Genomic DNA, 18,539 nt, shown 5'->3' with positions numbered 1-18,539 from the left:
GAATCGTCGGGTGGGGGAGAAATCGACACCAGGCTACAAGTCGGGGTTTCCGCCAAGTACTGTAACGATTACGGTAGCTCCGCCCAGGGTATCCGCGAGAGGTTCGGTGGTTGATGAAAGCCGTTGTCGCGCAGCGTGGTTCGGTGAGTGTCGAGACCGTCTCCGACCCTGTTCCCGGGCCTGGCCAGGTGCTCGTCGCCCCGCTGGCCTGCGGGATCTGCGGTTCGGACCTGCATCTGGTGGAGTCGCAGGCGGCGATGCCGGATCTGGTGCCGGCCATGGTGCTCGGGCACGAGTTCGTCGGGGAACTGCTCGACTACGGTCCGGGCACTGAGCGCTCCTTCCCGATCGGGACGCCGGTCACCTCCGTTCCCTACCTGGACACCGGCGACGGGCCGCAGCTGGTGGGGCTGTCCCCGGCGGTGACGGGCGGGCTGGCCGAACGCCTTGTTCTGCAGGAGAAGCGGTTGCTGCCGGTATCGGGCGACATCCCCCTGCGCTATGCGGCCGTTGCGGAGCCGTTGGCGGTAGGCGTGCACGCCGTCGCCGCTGCGGACCTGCAGCCCGGTGATGCGTTCCTCGTCGTCGGCTGCGGCCCGGTGGGCCTGTCGGTCATCGCGTGCCTCAAGGCCGCCGGACTGGGGCCCGTCGTCGCGGCGGATTTCTCGCCGGCTCGCCGGGCCCTGGCCGAGCAGGCCGGTGCCGACGTCGTCGTCGATCCGGCCCTGAGCAGTCCCTACCAGAGCTGGACCCAGCTGGCCGGTGCGCCGGTACCCATGTCGCCACTGATGGATACGCCGATGCGGGCCAACACCGTGGTTTTCGAATGTGTCGGTGTACCAGGAATTCTCGCGACCGTGATGGATTCGGTGCCCCCGCAGACCCGGATCGTGGTGGTCGGGGTGTGCCAGCAACCGGACACCATCACGCCGGTCATCGGCATCACCAAGGAACTCTCGATCCGGTTCGTGTTCGCCTACCGCCCCGACGAGTTCGCCAGGGCGCTGGACTGGATCGTCACCGGCACGGTCGATGTGGCACCGTTCGTCACGGCGACCTTGCCGCTGGAGGCGGCCGCCGAGGCCTTCGATGAACTCCGGCAGCCCGACAAACACTGCAAGATTCTGCTGCTGCCATCCTGACCGGCGGTCAGCTGGCATTCTGGTGCCATGGCAAAGGAAATCGACCCGGTCCGCGCCCAGGGTGCGCTCGCGGTCTTGAAGCAGCACCCCGGCATGGTGCTGTTCGCGGTGTCGCCGGCAATCATCGTGCTGGGTGCCGTGTGGTGGATCGCCGGCCCCGGCTGGGCGGGGCTGCTGCTGGTCGCCCTGGTGCTGGCCGGCGGCGCTGCGCTGCTGCTCAAGCGCAACTGATCACTCAGCGGCGAAAATGACGTTCGCCGGTGGTGAACGCCGTCCCATCAGCGATGTAACGGTGTAATCATGTAATCATGAACAAGCATCAGCACCATCGCCGGTCTGCCGATGAGGCCGCCGAATGGTTTGCGGGCCGACTGCCCGATACCTGGTTCACCGGCGACCCGACCGTGATCGTCGACCGTGAAGAGATCACCGTCATCGGCAGACTCCCCGAGGGGTCCGAAGAAGAGTCCACGGCACGGGCCTCCGGGCGGGCTGCCCGGTTCCGCGAGGAGACTCGTGGCGAGCGCATGCGTATCGCCGACGAGGCGCAGGGCCGGTTCGACCGGAAGGTGTCCTGGGGCGTGGAGGTCAGCACAGCAGCCGGGTCCGATCCCGAACGAATCCTGTTCACCCACATCGCCGTACCCGTGATGACCCGGCTCAAGCAGCCCGAACGGCAGGTGCTCGACACCCTGGTCGACGCGGGCGTGGCGCGGTCGCGCTCGGATGCGCTGGCCTGGTCGGTGCGCCTGGTGGGTGAGCACACCGAGGAGTGGCTGGACAAGCTGCGCGACGCCATGAAGGCGGTCGACGATCTGCGTGCCGAAGGCCCCGGCGCCTAGACCAGCTCGATCCCGACGTACACCGAGCCCAGCGTCGAGGTCTGCGAGAGCGGATCGATCGCCGCGCGGTCGGCCAGCAGGTTGCGGTTGACCCCGTAGGAATCCGGTGCTCCGCCGTGGCGCGGGTCGAATACCCGTGAGCCCCAGCCATGGTCGAGCACCACGACTCCGCGGCGGGGCCGGTCGCTGAGCGCGGCCGTCACCTCCAACCGCCCGACCGGCGAGAACACCCGGACCCGGTCGCCGGCCGAGATACCCAGGGTTGCGGCGTCATCGGGGTGCAGCAGTACCTCGTTGCCCTTGCCTGCCGGATGCAGGCCCGGCAACTCGTTGAGCCAGGAGTTCATCGAGTGCCGTCGGCGCCGGTTGCCCAGCAGGAACGGGAAACCGGCCGGCGCCCCCGGCTCCGGTGTGGCGAGCAGTTCACGGGCCCGGGCCACGAACTCAGCGGGCGCCGCATGGACCTTGTGGTCCGGGGTCCGCAACGCCTCCCGGAACCGGCCGAACTGCCGGGGGCCGAGCACCATGCCGTGCGGGTGCGCCTTGAGCTCGCGCCAGGTGAGCTTGTGCCCGTCGAACTTCCGCGACGTGAGAATGATCAGGCGGTCCATCCACTGCGGCCCGAACGCCAGCCCGGGCCGCCGGGTCCGCGCGGCCAGCCGGCGGGTGGCACGGACGAAACCGTTGAACCCCTTGGCGCCGAACAGCGGACGGCGCATCGCCAGCGCCAGATCGGTGAATACCCGCCACTCCTCGCGGGCGCCGTCCGGTGGTTCGACGGCCTTCACGCCGTACTGCACGTACGGCTCGTCGTGCATGCCGCTGGTGAAGGCCAGCAGATCGTCGCGTTCCAGCCAGTGCACCGCGGGCAACAGCCAGTGCGCATGCCGGTGGCTTTCGCGCTGCACGAGATCGATGGCCACCAGCAGATCGAGCTGGGCCAGGGCCTCGTCGAGCCTGGCCCCGTCGGGTCCGGAGACCACCGGGTTGCCGGAGTTGATCAGCAAGGCCCGGATCTGGCCGCGGCCCGGCGTGGTGATCTCGTCGGGCAGTTCGGAAAGCGCGTGCGCACCGGCCACCAGGTCCCGCCCGGCCAGCCGGCTCGAGTGCGGGCGGGTCGCCGCCAGCCCGGCCAATCGCAGGGTGTCGACATACCCGGGCTCGAAGCGACGCCCACCCGGGCGGTCCATGCGCCCGGTGATCAGGTTGAGCACGTGGCCCAGCCATTCGGCCACCGTGCCGGCGGCATGCAGCGACACTCCGGTCCGCGTGATGGCCATCGCCCCTGCTGCGGAGGCGAAATCCCGGGCCACCTGCTCGATCACGTCGCGGGCGACGTCGCAGCGCGCGGCCAGGTCGTCGAGGTCGGCCTCGGCGGTCAGGGTGCGCAGTTCGGCCATCCCGGTGGCCAGCTCGGCGCAATCGCCGCGGTGCTCGCGCCCCTCGTCGAGGATCACCTTGACCATCGCGAGCAGCAGCGCCCAGTCCTGACCCGGGCGCACCGCCAGATGCAGATCGGCGGCCTCTGCGCTCTCGGTACGGATCGGGTCTACCACGACGATGCGGGCACCCTGCTTCTGGCGGGCCAGCGCGCGACGCCAGCCGCCTGGCACCGATTCGACCCAATTCCAGGCGCTCACAGCGGGATTGGCCCCGATGATCAGGAAGTAGTCGCAGTTGTCGACATCGGACACCGGCACCATCAGCGGCGATCCGTACATGGCCTCGGCCACCACGTGCAGGGCGTTCTGGTCCACCGATCCGACCGCATACCGGTTGTGGGTGCCGATGGCGTCCAGCCAGGCGTTCATGAACACCAGGTTCGACGACGAGTACCCGGCCGGATTGCCGTAGTAGGCCGCCACCGCGTCGGGGCCACCGGTCTCGATGATCCGGTTCATCCGCTGCGCGATATCGCCGATCGCCTCGTCCCAGGTCGCCTCGACATAGCTGTCACCGACCCGGCGCATCGGCGCCACGATGCGTCGCGGATGCTCCACCACCTGACCGGCGGTGCGGCCCTTCGCGCAGAAATCGCCCCAGGTGTGCGGGTTGAGTTTGTCGGGGGCGATCTTGAGCACCCGGTTGTCCTCGACCGTCACCTCGAGACCGCAGGACGCCAGGCAGTACCGGCAGAACGTGTGCACGGTACTGGTCGTCATTACATCGACACTACAATTTGTAATGGGTGCGCGGAGCTAAACCTGGGTCATCTCCCAGTACCGCCCATGTCGCGCCACGAGCTCCTCATGGGTACCGCGTTCGACGATCCGGCCGGCATCCATCACCAGGATCAGATCGGCATCGCGGATCGTCGAGAGCCGGTGGGCGATGATGAAACTCGTGCGGTCCCGGCGTAACTCGGCCATCGCGTGCTGGATCAGCAGTTCGGTCCGGGTGTCCACGGCGCTGGTCGCCTCGTCGAGCACCAGCACCCGGGGTCGCGCCAGCACCGCCCGGGCGATCGTGATGAGCTGCTTCTCACCGGCACTGATGGCGCCGCCGTCGTCGTCGACGCGGGTGGCGTATCCGTCCGGGAGAGTGTGGACGAACCGGTCCACGTACGCCGCCCTGGCCGCCTCGAGCACCTCGTCCTCGGAAGCGTCCGGCCGGCCGTAGGCGATGTTGTCGTAGATGGTCCCGCCGAACAGCCAGGTGTCCTGCAGCACCATGCCGATCGAGGATCGCAGCGACTCGCGGCTCACCGTGGAGATGTCCACACCGTCGATCAGGATCCGGCCGGAGTCGACGTCGTAGAACCGCATCAGCAGGTTGACGCACGTCGTCTTTCCCGCACCGGTGGGGCCGACGATCGCCACGGTGCTGCCGGCCTCGGCCACCAGGGACAGGTCCTCGATCACCGGGGTGTCCGGGAGGTAACCGAAGTTCACCCGGTCGAATTCGACGCGGCCGGCCCGGATCTGGAGAGTGGCGGGCGGTTCCGGGCTCTGCTCGTCCGCGTCGAGCAGGTCGAAAACACGTTCGGCGCTGGCGATCCCGGACTGCAGCGTGTTGTACATCCCGGCCATCTGGCCCAGCGGCTGGTTGAACTGCCGCACGTACTGGATGAACGCCTGGATGCTGCCAAGCGTGATCTGTCCTCCGGCCACCTGCAGGCCGCCCACCACGGCGACGGCCACATAGCTGAGGTTCCCGATGAACATCGTCGCCGGGCCGACCAGACCCGAGAAGAACTGCGCCCCGATGCTGGAGCGGTAGACCTCGTCGTTGAGCTCATCGAAGCGTCGCTGTGCGGCGTCCCGGTGGCCGAACGTCTTGACGATCGTGAAACCGCTGTAGGTCTCCTCGATGTGGGCCGCGAGCCGGCCGGTGTTGCGCCACTGCGCGACGAACAACGGCTGCGACCGGCGGGTGATCCAGCGGATCACCCACAGCGACAGCGGCACGGTGACGACGGTCAGCAACGCCAGCAGTGGCGAGATGGTCAGCATCATCACCAGCACCGCGAACACCGTCAGCACCGAGGTCAGCAGCTGGCTGATGGTCATCGACACCGAGGTCTGGATGTTGTCGATGTCGTTGGTGACGCGGCTGAGCACCTCACCGCGCTGACGGGAGTCGAAGTAGGACAGCGGAAGTCGGTGGAGTTTGTCCTCCACCTCGGCCCGCAGCGCCACCATGGTGCGTTGCACCGTGACGTTGAGCAGCCGGGCCTGCAGCCAAACCAGCACGGCGGCAAGCAGATACAGGCCCAGTGCCAGCGCCAGCGTGCGGGCCACCGCCGCGAAGTCCACCCCGTGGCCGGGGACCACGTTCATCCCGGACAGCAGGTCGGCGAACCTGGTGTCACCGCGGGCCCGGGCGGCCTCGACGGCCTGATCCTTGGTCAGGCCGGCGGGCAATTCCCGCCCGATCACGCCGTTGAACAGCAGGTCGGTGGCGTGCCCGAGAATCCGCGGACCGATCACCCCGATCGCGATCCCGGCCACGCCGAGCAGCACCACCGAGATCGCCAGGCCGCGTTGCGGCACCAGGCGTCTGACCAGTCGCAGGGCCGATCCGCGGAAGTCACGGGTGCGTTGGGGAGGTGCGACGGGCGTCCCCGAGCGGCGCAACACGGGCCCGGTCATCGCGGGTCTCCGGCGGTGACCGCCTGCGACGCGGCGAACTCGGCATAGGTGGGGCAGTCGGTGAGCAGTGACTCATGGGTGCCGGTGCCGACGATGCGGCCGTCCTCCACCACGACCACCTGGTCGGCCTCGATCACCGTCGAGATCCGTTGCGACACGATGACTACGGTGGCGTCGGCCGATACCTCGCGTAACGCGGCCCGCACCCGGGCGTCGGTGTGTACGTCGAGTGCCGAGAACGCATCGTCGAACAGGTAGATCGCGGGCCTGCGGATCACCGCACGGGCGATCGCGAGCCGTTGTCGCTGTCCGCCAGAGAAATTGATGCCGCCCTGGGCCACCGGGCGCTCCAGCCCGTCGGGGTGCGCGGCCACGAAGTCGTCGGCCGCCGCGATGCGCAGTGCCTCCCACATCTGTTCGTCGGTGAGTTCCTGGCCCGGCGCAGCCCCGTAGCGCAGGTTCTCGGCGATGGTTCCGGAGAACAGGTAGCCGCGCTGGGGGACCAGACCGATCGACGCCCACAGCTGTTCGAGGTCGAGTTCCCGGACGTCGTGGCCGTCGATGCGCACTGCCCCTGAGCTGACGTCGTAGAACCGGCAGATCATGGCCAGCAGGGTTGACTTGCCGGAGCCGATGGAGCCGACCACCGCGGTGGTGGTGCCGCGCTGTACCCGCAACGTAACCTGCTGCAGCACGGGGCGATCGGCGCCGGGGTACCGAAACGATGCGTCGTCGAAGGCGATCTCGCCGGTCAGCGCCTGCGGCCGCACCGGGTTCTCGGGGCTGGTGATCTCGGGCCGGGTGGCGAGCACGCCCGTCACGCGCTCGGCGCACACCGACGCGCGCGGGAGCATCACCGCCAGGACGGCCACCATCAGCACGGCCATCAGAATCTGCATGAAGTAGGCCAGAAACGCGATCAGCGAGCCCACCTGCATGTGCCCGGCGTCGATGCGCAGCCCGCCGAACCAGATCAGCGCGACACTGGAGATGTTGATCACCAGGGTAGTGGCCGGCAGCATCAACGCCTGCCACTGCCCGGCCTCCAGGGCGGTGGCCGACAGAGCCTGGTTGGCTTCGGCGAATCGTCGTTGTTCGACGGGTTCGCGGGCGAACGCCCGGATCACGCGGATGCCGGACAGCTGATCGCGCATCACCCGGTTGATCCCGTCGATATACCGCTGCATGCGACGGAAGATCGGCATCAGGTGGGTGATGACCCAATAGTTGGCCAGCGCCAGGACCGGGACACTGACCAGCAGCAGCCAGGACAGGCCCGCGTCCTGATGCACCGCCATCAGGATTCCGCCCACCGACATGATCGGGGCGGTGATCAGAATCGTCGCGGTCATCTGTAGCAGCTGCTGGATCTGGCCGACGTCGTTGGTGGTGCGGGTCAGCAGCGACGGCGCGCCGAACCGGGCGGTCTCCTCGGCCGAGAACGTGGTGACGTGGCGGAAGACCGACGAGCGCAGGTCGCGGCCGAAGCCCATGGCTGCGCGCGACCCGAAGAACACCGCTCCGATGGCGCAGGCCACCTGCAACCCGGTGACGCCCAGCATCACGCCGCCGAGTTCGACGATGAGCCCGGTGTCGCCCTTGGCCACTCCGTCGTCGATGATGGCCGCGTTGACCGTGGGCAGGTACAGCGAGGCCAGGGTGCTGATCACCTGAAGCGTCGCGACGACCGTGAGCAGCCGCCGGTACGGCCGCGCGTACTGTCGCAGCAGCGCCCAGAGCATCTGGCTACTCTCGCACACCGGCCCGGTGTGGTCCGTTTCCGGAGTCGTCGTGTCCGCGTTGCCGAAAGTCCAGGTCAGTCGGTATACCGGGATGGGACATAGGTGTTGCCGCTACAGTGCATGGCGTGACTGTCCGCACGGCCGCCAAGGCACGATTCGCCCACGCCAGAGCCTTTGCGGTACTGGCTGCCGCAGTGGTTCCGGTGTTCGCCGGCTGCTCGTCGGGTGAGCCCGCGTCCCCGCAGGTTCCCCAGACCGAGACGCCGAGTGCCGACGCGTCGGGCAAGCACGGCCCGCATTTCCCGCATTGCGGCGGCGTCACCGATCAGACGGTGACCGAGTTGACCCAGGTGCAGGGGCTGGTCAACACCGCGACCAATTCCTCTGGCTGCCAGTGGCTGCAGGGCGGCAGTATCCTCGGACCGCACTTCTCCTTCACCTGGTTCCGGGGCAGCCCGATCGGCCGGGAGCGCAAGACCGAGGAGTTGTCGCGGACCAGCGTGGAGGACATCAACATCGAGGGCCACGGCGGCTTCATCGCCATCGGGGAGAACCCGCTCAAGGCCGGCGACGTGAACCTGTGTGAGATCGGCATCCAGTTCGACGACGATTTCATCGAGTGGTCCGTGAGCTTCGACCAGAAGCCCTATCCCGATCCGTGCGAGGTCGCCAAAGAGCTGACCCGCCAGTCGATTGTGAATTCCAAATGATGACGCGACGTGGGGCTGCCGGACTCGTGGCCGCGATGGCGGTGTTCGTCGGCCTGACCGGGTGCACCAGCACGGTGGAGGGCACCGCGGCCAAGGAGGGGTCCAGTGGCGGCCCCAGCAACAACAAGTCCGAGAAGACCTACCCCAACTTGCTCAAGGAATGTGACGTCCTGACCACGGACATCCTGGCCAAGACGGTGGGTGCCGACCCGCTGGACATCCAGAGCACGTTCGTCGGCGCGGTGTGCCGCTGGCAGGCGGCCAACCCGGCCGGCCTGGTCGACATCACCCGGTTCTGGTACGAGCAGGGCAGCCTGGCCAACGAGCGCCAGACCGCCGAGAAGCTGCAGTACGCGATCGAGCAGCGCCGGATCGCCGGTGTCGATTCGATCATCATGCGGCCCAACGGGCTCAACGGCGCGTGCGGAGTGGCCAGCGACGCGGCCGGTGTGGTCGGCTGGTGGGTCAATCCGCAAGGGCCGGGCATCGATGCCTGCCCCATGGCCATCAAGCTGATGGAACTGACGCTGGCCACCAACTCCTAGCGAGGCACGTGGAAACGCACCAGCGTCGCGCCGCCCAGCGCGAGCTGGTCCCACGGGTCGCTTGTGCTCAGCATCGCGATCGCCGAGGTCGGGAATTTCAGCGAGATGCTCTCCGCGGCAGTGGGGTTGGATCCGTCGGCCAGCCCGAGCGCGACGGCGGACATGGCGGGCTCGTGGCCGATGACCAACACCGTGGACGGGTCGGTGCCGAAACGTGACGACACACCGTTGATCTCGTCGATGACGGTGCCCGGCCGGGCGTCGTAGATGCGCTCGGCGAACTGCACGGGTGCCTCGATGCCGGTGCGCTCCAGTGTCTGACGGGTCCGCGTCGCCGTCGAGCACAACACCGCGTCCACCGCGGGAAAATTGGCCCGGATCCAGTCTCCGGCGAGCGCAGCTTCCCTGATGCCGCGCGCGGCGAGCGGGCGGTCGTGGTCGGCCACCCCGTCGGGATAGTCCGACTTGGCGTGGCGCATCAGCAGCAGGGTTCTGATCGGACTGATCGGACTGGCCATTCTTCATACGGTATCGGCAAACCGGGGCCATGCCGCCGCAGGTCCCCGGACTTGTCGGCCCCCGGTTTTAGACTCGCCTTGCTTCCGGGATGAACCCACGGGGAACGGACACAGAAGGGACGGGGCCGATGCGTTTTCTACACACCGCCGACTGGCAACTCGGCATGACCCGTCATTTCCTCAGTGCCGGTGACGGCGAGGCCCAGCCCCGCTACTCGGCGTCGCGCCGGGAGGCCGTCGCGGCCCTTGGCCCGGTGGCCGCCGCATCGGGTGCGGAGTTCGTCGTGGTGTCCGGGGACGTGTTCGAGCACAACCAGTTGGCCCCCCGTGAGGTGAGCTTGTCGCTGGAGGCCATGCGTGCCATCGGCGTGCCGGTGTATCTGCTGCCCGGTAACCATGACCCGCTCGATGCCGCGTCGATCTACACCAGTGCGCTGTTCACCGCCGAATGCCCGGACAACGTCGTGGTCCTGGATCGGGCGGGCGTGCACGAGGTGCGGCCGGGTCTGGAGATCGTCGCCGCGCCGTGGCGCTCCAAGGCGCCCACCTCGGATCTGATCGGGGACGTGCTGGCCGACCTGCCCGCCGACGGTGTCACCCGCGTGGTCGTCGGGCACGGCGGCGTCGACATCCTCGATCCGGACAAGGACAAGCCGTCGCTGATCCGGCTGGCCGCCGTCGAAGACGCCCTGGCGCGCGGCGCGGTTCACTATGTGGCATTGGGGGACAAGCACTCCCGCACCGAGGTCGGGTTGACCGGCCGGGTCTGGTACTCGGGCTCACCCGAGGTGACGAACTACGACGACATCGAATCCGACCCGGGACATGTCCTGCTGGTCGAGATCGACGAGACCGATCCGCACCGCGGCGTCCGGGTCGACTCCGAACGGGTGGGCCGCTGGCGGTTCATCACGCTGCGCCGTGAGGTGGACACCGACCGCGACGTGGCCGATCTGGATCTGAATCTGGATCTGTTGGAGGGCAAGGAACGCACCGTGGTGCGCCTGGCGCTGACGGGCTCACTGACGGTCACGGACAAGGCCGCGCTGGATGCCTGCCTGGACCGCTACGCCCGGCTGTTCGCCGCGCTGACGTTGTGGGAGCGGCACACCGAGATCGCTGTCCTGCCCGCCGACGGTGAGTTCGACGACCTGGGAATCGGTGGCTTCGCCGCGGCCGCGGTGGACGAGTTGGTGGCCACTGCCCGCACCGACGGCGCCGGGGCCGACGACGCGCGGGCCGCGCTGGGGCTTCTACTGCGCCTGGTCGACCGGGGGAGTGCGGCATGAAACTGCACCGCCTGGTCCTGACCAACTATCGCGGCATCACCCACCGCGAGATCGAATTCCCCGATCACGGTGTGGTGGTCGTCAGCGGCGCCAACGAGATCGGCAAGTCCTCGATGATCGAGGCGCTGGATCTGCTGCTCGAGGCCAAGGACCGCTCGGGCAAGAAGGAAGTCAAGCAGGTCAAGCCGACCCATGCCGATGTCGGCGCCGAGGTGATGGCCGAAATCTCCACCGGCCCTTATCGGTTCATGTACCGCAAGCGCTTTCACAAGCGTGCCGAGACCCAGCTGACGGTGCTGGCGCCGGTCCGCGAGCAGCTCAGCGGCGACGAAGCGCACGAGCGGGTGCTGGGCATGCTCGCCGAGACCGTGGACACCAATCTGTGGCAGGCCCAGCGGGTGCTGCAGTCGAGCTCGACGGCACCGGTCGATCTGTCGGGGTCGGATGCACTTGCCCGCGCACTGGATGTGGCCGCGGGCGAGGCGGTCGCCCTCTCCGGGGACGAGCCGCTGCTGATCGAGCGGATCGACGCCGAGTATCTGCGCTACTTCACCGCCACCGGCCGGCCGACGGGTGAGTGGGCGGCGGTGACCAAGCGGCTCGCCGCGGCCGAGGGCGAGGTGGCGCGGTGCGCCGCCGCTGTGGCCGAGGTCGATGACGCGGTGCGCCGGCATGCCGAGCTCACCGCCGAGGTCACCGGGGTGTCCGGTCAACGCGAACAGGCCCAGGCCGACTTGGCCGCGGCCCGCAAGGCCGCCGATGAGGTCGCCGCGCTGGTTCAGCGGCTCAAGGAGGCCGAGGTGGTGGCCGAGGCCGCCCGGGTTGCCGGGACCGCATCGGCCGCTGCGCTCACCGAACGCCGGCGGCTGCGTGCCGAGCTCGACGAGCGCGCTACCACCATCACCGAATTGCAGGCGGCGCTGGCCGTGGCCGACGGCGAAACCGGCACGGCGCGTGAGGTTCACGAGGCCGCCGAGCTGGCAGCCGAAGAGGCGCGGGTGGCGGCGCAGGAGCACGAAGCCCGGGTGGAGACGGCCCGCACCACGCTGACGCGGATGACGGATCGTGACGAGGCCGACCGGCTGGCCACCCGGCTGAGCAAGATCGACGCCGGTGCGCGTGAACTCGACCGGGTCAACCGCGAACTCGCCGAGATCACCCTCGACGATGCGGGGATGCGGGCCATCGAGACCGCCGCGGTAGCAGTGGAACGCGCCGCGGGACAGGCGGAACTCGCCTCGGCGCGAATCGAACTCGTGGCGGTCGCCGACTGCGACGTCCGGGTGGACGAGGCGCAGGTGTCCCTGGAAGCGGGGCAACCGTGGTCGGTCAACACCACCGCCGACACCGAGATCGACGTGCCCGGGGTGCTCACGGTGCGCGTGGTGCCGGGCACGCCGGCTGCGCAGACGCAGGCCCGTCTCGACGAGGCGCAGAGCGCGCTCACTGCCGCACTGGCCGCGGCCGGGGTCGACGATGTGGATGCCGCGCGTATCCTCGACGCCCGTCGCCGCGAGCTGCTCGGCGGCCGGGACCGGATGCGCGCCACGGTGGATGCCCTCACCGGTGATGATGTATTGGCGGATCTGCGATCACGGCTGACCCAACTGCAAGCCGGCCAGCCCGATGAAGCCGGCCTGTTCGAGCTGGCCGGGCCCACCGATACCGGCGCCGCCCGAACCGAACTCGAGGCCGCGGTGGGGGCGCACCGTAAAGCGGTGGCCGACAGCGAGACCAGCCGCAAGGTGATCGTCGCGGCAGCCAAGAAGCTGTCGGAGAAGTCGACCCGCTGCAGCGTTCTGCGCGACAAGCTCACCACGGCGCAGGCCGAGCTGACGGTAGCCGGCGGCCGGCTCGAAGTCCAGCGCGCGCAAACCGGCGATGACGAGTTGGCAGTGAAGGCCCAGGCTGCCGATGAGGAGGCTGCCGCCACCGCGGGCCGGGCGGTCGCGCTGCGGACCGAATTGTCGGCGACCGAACCGAATTCGGTGAAGGCCGCGCTCGACGAGGCGGTGCGCCGCGCGGAGCTGCTCAACACCCGTCACGAGGCCGCTGTCGAGGGGCTGCGGGAGGTGGCCGCGCAACTGAAGGTCTACGGCACCCAGGGCCGCAAGGGGCATCTCGATGCCGCCGAGACCGAACGCGAGCACGCCCACGCCGAGTACCTACGGGTGCACCGTCGGGCCCGCGCGGCCGAGACGCTGCGGTCGGTGATGGCGCGCCACCGTGACGCCACCCGGCAGCGTTACGCCGATCCGTTCCGCCTCGAGGTGCAGCGGCTGGGCCGGCTCGTGTTCGGTGAGGATTTCGAGGTCGACGTCGACAGCGATCTCAACATCAGGACCCGCACGCTGTCCGGTCGGACGGTCCCGTACGAATCGCTGTCCGGCGGCGCCAAGGAGCAGTTGGCCATCGTCGCGCGGCTGGCCGGTGCCACGATGGTGGCCAAGGAGGACAGCGTGCCCGTCATCATCGACGACGCGCTCGGCTTCACCGATCCGGACCGGCTGACCAAGATGGGCGCGGTGTTCGACGCGGTCGGTGGAGACGGTCAGGTCATCGTGTTGACCTGCAGCCCAGACCGCTACGCCAGCGTCGCCGGCGCACACCACATCGAACTGACCACCACATCGAATTAGCCGCGCGCGGCCGTGCCGGGTCCTACACTCCGCCACGTGGAGGCTGACTACATCGTGGTGGGGACCGGTTCGGCAGGCTCGGTCCTGGCGAACCGGCTGAGTGCACGACCGGATGTGTCGGTGCTGGCGCTGGAGGCCGGGCCGCGCGACCGCAACAAGTTCATCCACATCCCGGCGGCGTTCTCCAAGCTGTTCCGCAGCGAGGTCGACTGGGACTACCTGACCGAGCCGCAACCGGAACTCGACGGCCGCCAGATCTATTGGCCGCGTGGCAAAACACTCGGCGGCTCATCGTCGATGAACGCGATGATGTGGGTCCCGGGCTTCCCCGCCGATTACGACGAATGGGGCGATCATGCCGGCGCGGACTGGAACTACGCAGGCCTGGAAAAGTACCTGAAGCGGATCGAGGCCGGGCCGCTGGTGATCGAGGCGCAACGCAGCCCGCGCAGTTCGACGGCGGCGTGGCTGGCCGCGGCCAAGGAGCGCGGACACGACGGCTTCTGCGAGACCAGGGTCACCCAGCGCCGCGGCGCCCGGTGGAGCACCGCCGACGCGTACCTCAAGCCCGCGCTGCGGCGGCCCAATCTCGACCTGCTCACCGAGGCCACCGCGACGCGGATCGTCTTCGCGGGGAATCGGGCCATCGGCGTCGAGTTCGACAGGGGCGGTGTTCGGGATGTGGTGACGGCGCGCCGCGAGGTCATCCTGTGCGGGGGCGCGATCAATTCGCCGCACCTGCTGATGCTGTCGGGAATCGGAGACCGGGACCAGTTGGCGCACCACGGGATCAAGGTGACCCGGCACGCGCCCGCTGTCGGCACCAATCTCCTTGACCACCTGGTGGTTCCGCTGGGGTTCGACGTCCGCGACGACAGCCTGTTCGCTGCCGAGAAGCCGCTCGAACTGGTCAACTATCTGGCTCGCCGTCGCGGCATGCTGACCTCCAACGTCGGCGAGGCGTACGGATTCGTCCGCAGCAGGCCGGACCTGGATCTCCCTGACCTCGAACTGATCTTCGCCCCGGCCCCCTTCTTCGACGAAGGTATCGGCGACCCGTACGGTCACGCCGTCGTGATGGGCCCTATCCTGCTCAAGCCCCGCAGTCGGGGGACCATCACGCTGCGGTCGGCCGATCCGACGGACAAACCGATCATCGACCCGCGCTACCTGAGCGACGAGGCCGACCGCGCCGCACTGATGGCCGGCCTGCGGATAACCGCCGATATCGCGCGGGCGCCGGCACTGGCGAATGTGGTCGGCAAGGTGGCCAGGCCACTCGGCGCGGCCGATCTGGACGACGAAACATTCACGCGGGCAATAAATTCGGTGTCACACACGCTGTATCACCCCGTCGGCACCTGCCGCATGGGAAGCGACGAGGGCAGCGTGGTCGACCCGCAGCTACGAGTCCGGGGAATCGAGGCGTTGCGGGTCGCCGACGCATCGGTGATGCCGACGCTCATCCGTGGCCACACGCACGCGCCCAGCGTGCTGGTCGGTGAGAAGGCGGCCGAGCTGATCACTCAGAAGTAGGCATTGGCCGGAACGGGCGTGCCGTGCAACAGGTTCTGGCCGATCACCCGCGCCTTGTAGGCAACCGGGTTGTGCAAGGTGATCGTGCGGATGTTGCGCCAGTGCCGATCCAGGTTGCGCTGCCGGGAGGCCGCGCTGGCCCCACCGAGTTCCAGCAGCCGGGTGGCGGCTTCGGGGGCGACGTCGTCGAGGTGCACTTTCACCTTGGCGACCTTGAGCTGGGCTTCCGCGGCGAGCCGCGAATCGGGCACAGCGGCGAGCGCCGAATCGGTGGCAGCCCCGATCGCCGCGGCTGCATCGAGCACTGCGGCCCGCGCCACATAGGCCGTGCTCGCGAGAACCCCGAGCTGGCGCTGCAGCAGGGGATCGTCGGTGGGCCGCTCGGTGACGGCATGGCTGAAATTGCGTTCCCGGGAGCGCAGCAGCGCCACGCCGTCGTCGACGACGTTGGCCAGGATGCCGGCGACCACCGCGTGGATGAACAACTGAAGCGAGGCGTACTGCACGGTAGGCACCGGCTCGGCGTCATACGGGGTGTCGGTGAGTATCTCGTCGGCGGCCACCGCGACGTCGGTGAACGTCGTGGTGCCGGTTCCGGTGCGGCGCTGGCCGAACCCGTCCCAGTCGTCGACGAGCCGCACTCCCTCGCGGTCGGTGGGGACCAGGACATTGGCCACCGAGTCGTGATCGGTGGTGGCGGTGACGGTCAGATAGTCCGAGAACAGGGTGCCGGTGCTGTAGTACTTTTCGCCGGTCAGGCGGAACGCGCCCGGGTTCGCGCTGTCGGCCAGCAGCCGGGTGTTGAACACCAAACTGCCCACGGCCAGTGAACCCTTCTCGCTGAAGGCGTTGCCGAAGATCTTTCCCTCGGCGATCTTGCCCAGCCAGTGCCTGGACACCGGGTCGTCGGCGCTACGCAGCCGCTCCTCGGTGAACCAGAAGTGGGTCCGGAAGATATGCGCCACGATGGGATCGGCCTTGGCCACGTCGATCACCGCGGAGAACAGCTGCGGCACAGTGAATCCGGCACCACCGAGGGACTCGGGCAGGCGCAGGGTGCCGAACCCGGCGCGCTTGAGCGCGGCGACCTGATCGAAGGGATTCTCGTCGTTGAGGTCGCGGTCCTTGGCGCCTGCGGCGATGGAGGCCAGCAGGTCATCCCATTCCGGTGTACCGGGCAAAACACGGGTCACGTTCTCGACGGTGGTCATGGCACCGTTTGTATCCGCACCGGCTATCGGTGGGCACCCCTTTGGATCAGCCCGAACGTAAGCCGCCTAGACGACCCGCAAGCCGTACAGATACGTGGTCAGGTATTCGGCGATCACCGGGGCTCGGACCTCGGCCGCGTCCGGGATGGTGATGAGCAACGCGTAGAGCCCGACGAGGAATGACACGCCGTTGTACATCACGTCCACTTCGGCCGGGATCTCGCCGCGCTCCTGGGCCCGTTGCAGTTCTTCCACGACGGCGACGATCACGGGGTGACGCGACCATTCCTCCGAAGGCGGCCGCGTGGTGGAAAAATGCAGGGCGAGAAAATCTTTGAACAATCGGCCACCCAGGCGCCGTTCGAGTTTCTCCAAGACGCGGACGGATTCGGCCAGGGTGGTGTGCACGTCGTGCGGCGTGGCGAAGAGCCGGCCGAGCTCGGTGGCCATGCGGAGTTGCTCGCGGTGTTCCAGTTCCACCAGGACGTGTTCCTTGGTGGGGAAGTGGAAGAAGAAGGTGCCGTGGGCGACACCCGCGGCCGACGCGATCGCAGCGGTATCGGCCGCGGCCATGCCGTCGCGCTTGAACTCGGAGATCGCGGCTCCCAACAGCCGTTCCCGCGTCTGCAGGCCCTTGCGGCTGCGGGGCGGTCCAGTGAGCACGGCCCGATGCTACGACATCGACAAACTGACTGTACTCAGTATTGCTCTTTCCTTTCTTCCCGCCTGCAGTTACGGTTTCGAGGGCAGACAGTTCTGACTTGAGTCAGTTTTTGGAGGTTGGCGTGCAGATCCTGGAGCAGGTACAAGACCTGCCGAAAGCCGGAAACATCAAGGCCCAGTGGGTGAGCCTGTGGACCGGGCCCGTCGTCGGCGCGGTGCTGCTGGTGGCGATGCTGGCGTTTCCCGGCTTCTGGCCGCCGATGGCGCCGACCTGGAACGCGCAACAGGTCGCCGAGTTCTACGCCGATCACACCGCGTGGATCCGATTCAGCCAGGTGACGTTCAACCTCTGCGGGATCCTGATCCTGCCGTTCTTCATGGTGATCGTCGTCCAGATGAAGCGCATGAAGACCCAGAGCCATGTGTTCGCCTACTGCTATCTCACCGCGGTGGTCAGTGGCGCCACCATCTTCGCGCTGTCCAATGTCTTCTTCCTGGTGGCCGCGTTCCGTCCGGACCGCAATCCCGAGCTGATCATGCTGCTCAACGACCTCGCCTGGATCGTGTTCGTCGCCCCGGTGGGGATGGTGGTGTCGCAGTTCGCGCTGCTGGCGGTCGCGGTGTACTTCGACAACGGGCCCGCCCCGGTGTTTCCCCGCTGGGTAGGGCATTACTCACTGGCCACTGCTGGGGCGATGATCCCGGCCGCCGGCGCGGCGGTGTTCCAGACCGGGCCGCTGGCCTGGGACGGCGTGCTGACCTTCTGGTTGCGCAACGGCGCCTTCGCGGTCTTCGTCGTGGTGATGTTCTTCGTGCTGCGCCGTGCGGTGCTCAGCCAGGCCGTCGAAGAGGGCGTAGTAGCGGGCTTGGAAGAAGGCACCGGCGCATGACAGTTTTGACTGAAGCGCCACCGGGCAAGCCCGATGTGCGGTTGATGACCTGGTTCTTCCCGATCTGGTACGGGGCCTTCGGCGTCATCATCTGCATCCTGACCCGGGTGACGCCGCCGCCGCGGCCCGATGTCACCGCCGCCGACAAGGTGGCGTTCTTCACCGAACACGGCCTGACCATCAAGATCGGCTTCTGCCTGCTGCTGATTCTGCTGGGCGGTGCGGCGATGACCAACGGGCTGGTCGCCTACCAGATCAAACGTATGTCGGTGGGGTCGGTGTTCGCCTACGGCTACATCGGCGGCATGGGTGTCGGGGCGGTGCCCGGGTTCCTGCTGGTGTCGGTCTGTTTCCTCGCCGCGGCCTTCCGGCCCGACCGTGACCCGGAACTGATCAGCCTGCTCTACGACCTCGGAATGCTGTCGTACAACGGCTCGTTGGGCTGTTTCACGGCCGCCTATCTGGTGCTGGCGATCGCCATCCTGTACGACAAGAACAATGTCTTCCCGGCCTGGTTCGCCTACGTGACCATCTGGCAGATCATCACCGAGGTGATCGCCACCCAGATGTTCGTGTTCCCGTCGGGGCCGTTCGCCTGGAACGGCTCGATCGCCTTCTGGTTGGCGGTGGTCGTCTTCTCCGTCTGGCTGTCGGCTCTGATCGTCCTGCTGCGGCAGGCCGCGATGCGTGAGGCAGCCGAAGAACCGGGACTGGAGTGAGT

16 protein-coding genes are annotated in these 18,539 nt (G+C 68.0%); 10 read left to right on the top strand and 6 right to left on the bottom strand.

The window, feature by feature from the left end:
- Positions 1-143 precede the first annotated feature (143 nt).
- The 3 genes from TX88_RS20360 (at position 144) to TX88_RS20350 (ending at position 1,984) form a co-directional block, all read left to right on the top strand.
- Positions 144-1,142: a zinc-binding dehydrogenase gene (locus TX88_RS20360; protein WP_244438555.1), complete on the top strand. Its 999-nt coding sequence runs from the start codon at positions 144-146 to the stop codon at positions 1,140-1,142.
- Positions 1,143-1,169: 27 nt separating this feature from the next.
- Positions 1,170-1,373: a hypothetical protein gene (locus TX88_RS20355; protein WP_044519696.1), complete on the top strand. Its 204-nt coding sequence runs from the start codon at positions 1,170-1,172 to the stop codon at positions 1,371-1,373.
- Positions 1,374-1,450: 77 nt separating this feature from the next.
- Complete coding sequence (locus TX88_RS20350; protein WP_044519694.1) at positions 1,451-1,984, top strand: ATP-binding transcription factor AbmR; 534 nt, start codon at positions 1,451-1,453, stop codon at positions 1,982-1,984.
- Here the strand turns inward: TX88_RS20350 and TX88_RS20345 are convergent.
- The 3 genes from TX88_RS20345 to TX88_RS20335 are packed head-to-tail and all read right to left on the bottom strand — an operon-like array spanning position 1,981 to position 7,817.
- On the bottom strand, positions 1,981-4,146 hold the full coding sequence (locus tag TX88_RS20345; protein WP_044519693.1) for a molybdopterin-containing oxidoreductase family protein: 2,166 nt from the start codon (positions 4,144-4,146) through the stop codon (positions 1,981-1,983). The genes TX88_RS20350 and TX88_RS20345 overlap by 4 nt on opposite strands.
- Before the next feature lie 36 nt (positions 4,147-4,182).
- Complete coding sequence (locus tag TX88_RS20340; protein ID WP_044519691.1) at positions 4,183-6,075, bottom strand: ABC transporter ATP-binding protein; 1,893 nt, start codon at positions 6,073-6,075, stop codon at positions 4,183-4,185.
- Positions 6,072-7,817 carry an ABC transporter ATP-binding protein gene (locus TX88_RS20335; RefSeq protein ID WP_044519689.1) on the bottom strand — a complete coding sequence of 582 codons (1,746 nt, stop codon included), beginning with the start codon at positions 7,815-7,817 and terminating at the stop codon, positions 6,072-6,074. Before TX88_RS20335 ends, TX88_RS20340 begins: the two co-directional genes overlap by 4 nt.
- A gap of 116 nt (positions 7,818-7,933) precedes the next feature.
- On the opposite strand from TX88_RS20335, the gene TX88_RS20330 reads away from it, so the two are divergent.
- Both TX88_RS20330 and TX88_RS20325 read left to right on the top strand, forming a co-directional pair.
- Entirely contained in the window at positions 7,934-8,527 is a 594-nt protein-coding gene (locus tag TX88_RS20330) for a DUF3558 domain-containing protein (protein WP_044519687.1), read from the top strand.
- Complete coding sequence (locus TX88_RS20325) at positions 8,527-9,072, top strand: DUF3558 domain-containing protein (RefSeq protein WP_044519686.1); 546 nt, start codon at positions 8,527-8,529, stop codon at positions 9,070-9,072. The genes TX88_RS20330 and TX88_RS20325 overlap by 1 nt, the downstream gene beginning before the upstream one ends.
- Here TX88_RS20325 and TX88_RS20320 read toward each other — a convergent pair.
- The gene (locus tag TX88_RS20320) at positions 9,069-9,590 is read right to left on the bottom strand and encodes a SixA phosphatase family protein (RefSeq protein ID WP_210742831.1); all 522 of its coding nucleotides are present in this window, start codon (positions 9,588-9,590) and stop codon (positions 9,069-9,071) included. The genes TX88_RS20325 and TX88_RS20320 overlap by 4 nt on opposite strands.
- A gap of 128 nt (positions 9,591-9,718) precedes the next feature.
- On the opposite strand from TX88_RS20320, the gene TX88_RS20315 reads away from it, so the two are divergent.
- Genes TX88_RS20315 through TX88_RS20305 form a run of 3 tightly spaced genes read left to right on the top strand, consistent with a single transcriptional unit; the run spans position 9,719 to position 15,054 of the window.
- A complete protein-coding gene (locus TX88_RS20315) occupies positions 9,719-10,879 on the top strand; it encodes a metallophosphoesterase family protein (RefSeq protein WP_044519684.1) in 1,161 nt (386 codons plus the stop codon).
- Complete coding sequence (locus tag TX88_RS20310) at positions 10,876-13,518, top strand: AAA family ATPase (RefSeq protein ID WP_044519683.1); 2,643 nt, start codon at positions 10,876-10,878, stop codon at positions 13,516-13,518. The genes TX88_RS20315 and TX88_RS20310 overlap by 4 nt, the downstream gene beginning before the upstream one ends.
- 36 nt (positions 13,519-13,554) lie before the next feature.
- Positions 13,555-15,054, top strand: a complete 1,500-nt coding sequence (locus TX88_RS20305) for a GMC family oxidoreductase (RefSeq protein ID WP_044519682.1) — start codon at positions 13,555-13,557, stop codon at positions 15,052-15,054.
- Here the strand turns inward: TX88_RS20305 and TX88_RS20300 are convergent.
- Together TX88_RS20300 and TX88_RS20295 are read right to left on the bottom strand one after the other, a co-directional pair.
- Positions 15,045-16,265, bottom strand: coding sequence for an acyl-CoA dehydrogenase family protein (locus tag TX88_RS20300; RefSeq protein ID WP_044519681.1), 1,221 nt, complete (start codon positions 16,263-16,265; stop codon positions 15,045-15,047). The genes TX88_RS20305 and TX88_RS20300 overlap by 10 nt on opposite strands.
- 66 nt (positions 16,266-16,331) lie before the next feature.
- Entirely contained in the window at positions 16,332-16,928 is a 597-nt protein-coding gene (locus TX88_RS20295; protein ID WP_044519680.1) for a TetR family transcriptional regulator, read from the bottom strand.
- Between the two features lie 122 nt (positions 16,929-17,050).
- Here TX88_RS20295 and TX88_RS20290 point away from each other — a divergent pair, with 122 nt between their 5' ends.
- Both TX88_RS20290 and TX88_RS20285 read left to right on the top strand, forming a co-directional pair.
- Positions 17,051-17,818, top strand: coding sequence for a hypothetical protein (locus TX88_RS20290; protein ID WP_044519679.1), 768 nt, complete (start codon positions 17,051-17,053; stop codon positions 17,816-17,818).
- The gene (locus tag TX88_RS20285) at positions 17,815-18,537 is read left to right on the top strand and encodes a hypothetical protein (protein WP_044519678.1); all 723 of its coding nucleotides are present in this window, start codon (positions 17,815-17,817) and stop codon (positions 18,535-18,537) included. The genes TX88_RS20290 and TX88_RS20285 overlap by 4 nt, the downstream gene beginning before the upstream one ends.
- The last annotated feature ends 2 nt before the right edge of the window (positions 18,538-18,539 follow it).

This window comes from Mycolicibacterium septicum DSM 44393 (assembly GCF_000455325.1).
GTDB classification, from domain to species: domain Bacteria; phylum Actinomycetota; class Actinomycetes; order Mycobacteriales; family Mycobacteriaceae; genus Mycobacterium; species Mycobacterium septicum.
Note: the sequence above shows the minus strand (reverse complement) of the source record. Positions and strands in the feature narration are given on the sequence as shown.

Coding starts and splice junctions, on each gene's coding strand:
- TX88_RS20355 (WP_044519696.1), top strand. CDS start 1,170: ATGGCAAAGGAAATCGACCCGGTCCGCGCCCAGGGTGCGCTCGCGGTC.
- TX88_RS20350 (WP_044519694.1), top strand. CDS start 1,451: ATGAACAAGCATCAGCACCATCGCCGGTCTGCCGATGAGGCCGCCGAA.
- TX88_RS20345 (WP_044519693.1), bottom strand. CDS start 4,146: ATGACGACCAGTACCGTGCACACGTTCTGCCGGTACTGCCTGGCGTCC.
- TX88_RS20340 (WP_044519691.1), bottom strand. CDS start 6,075: ATGACCGGGCCCGTGTTGCGCCGCTCGGGGACGCCCGTCGCACCTCCC.
- TX88_RS20335 (WP_044519689.1), bottom strand. CDS start 7,817: ATGCTCTGGGCGCTGCTGCGACAGTACGCGCGGCCGTACCGGCGGCTG.
- TX88_RS20325 (WP_044519686.1), top strand. CDS start 8,527: ATGACGCGACGTGGGGCTGCCGGACTCGTGGCCGCGATGGCGGTGTTC.
- TX88_RS20320 (WP_210742831.1), bottom strand. CDS start 9,590: ATGGCCAGTCCGATCAGTCCGATCAGAACCCTGCTGCTGATGCGCCAC.
- TX88_RS20315 (WP_044519684.1), top strand. CDS start 9,719: ATGCGTTTTCTACACACCGCCGACTGGCAACTCGGCATGACCCGTCAT.
- TX88_RS20310 (WP_044519683.1), top strand. CDS start 10,876: ATGAAACTGCACCGCCTGGTCCTGACCAACTATCGCGGCATCACCCAC.
- TX88_RS20300 (WP_044519681.1), bottom strand. CDS start 16,265: ATGACCACCGTCGAGAACGTGACCCGTGTTTTGCCCGGTACACCGGAA.
- TX88_RS20285 (WP_044519678.1), top strand. CDS start 17,815: ATGACAGTTTTGACTGAAGCGCCACCGGGCAAGCCCGATGTGCGGTTG.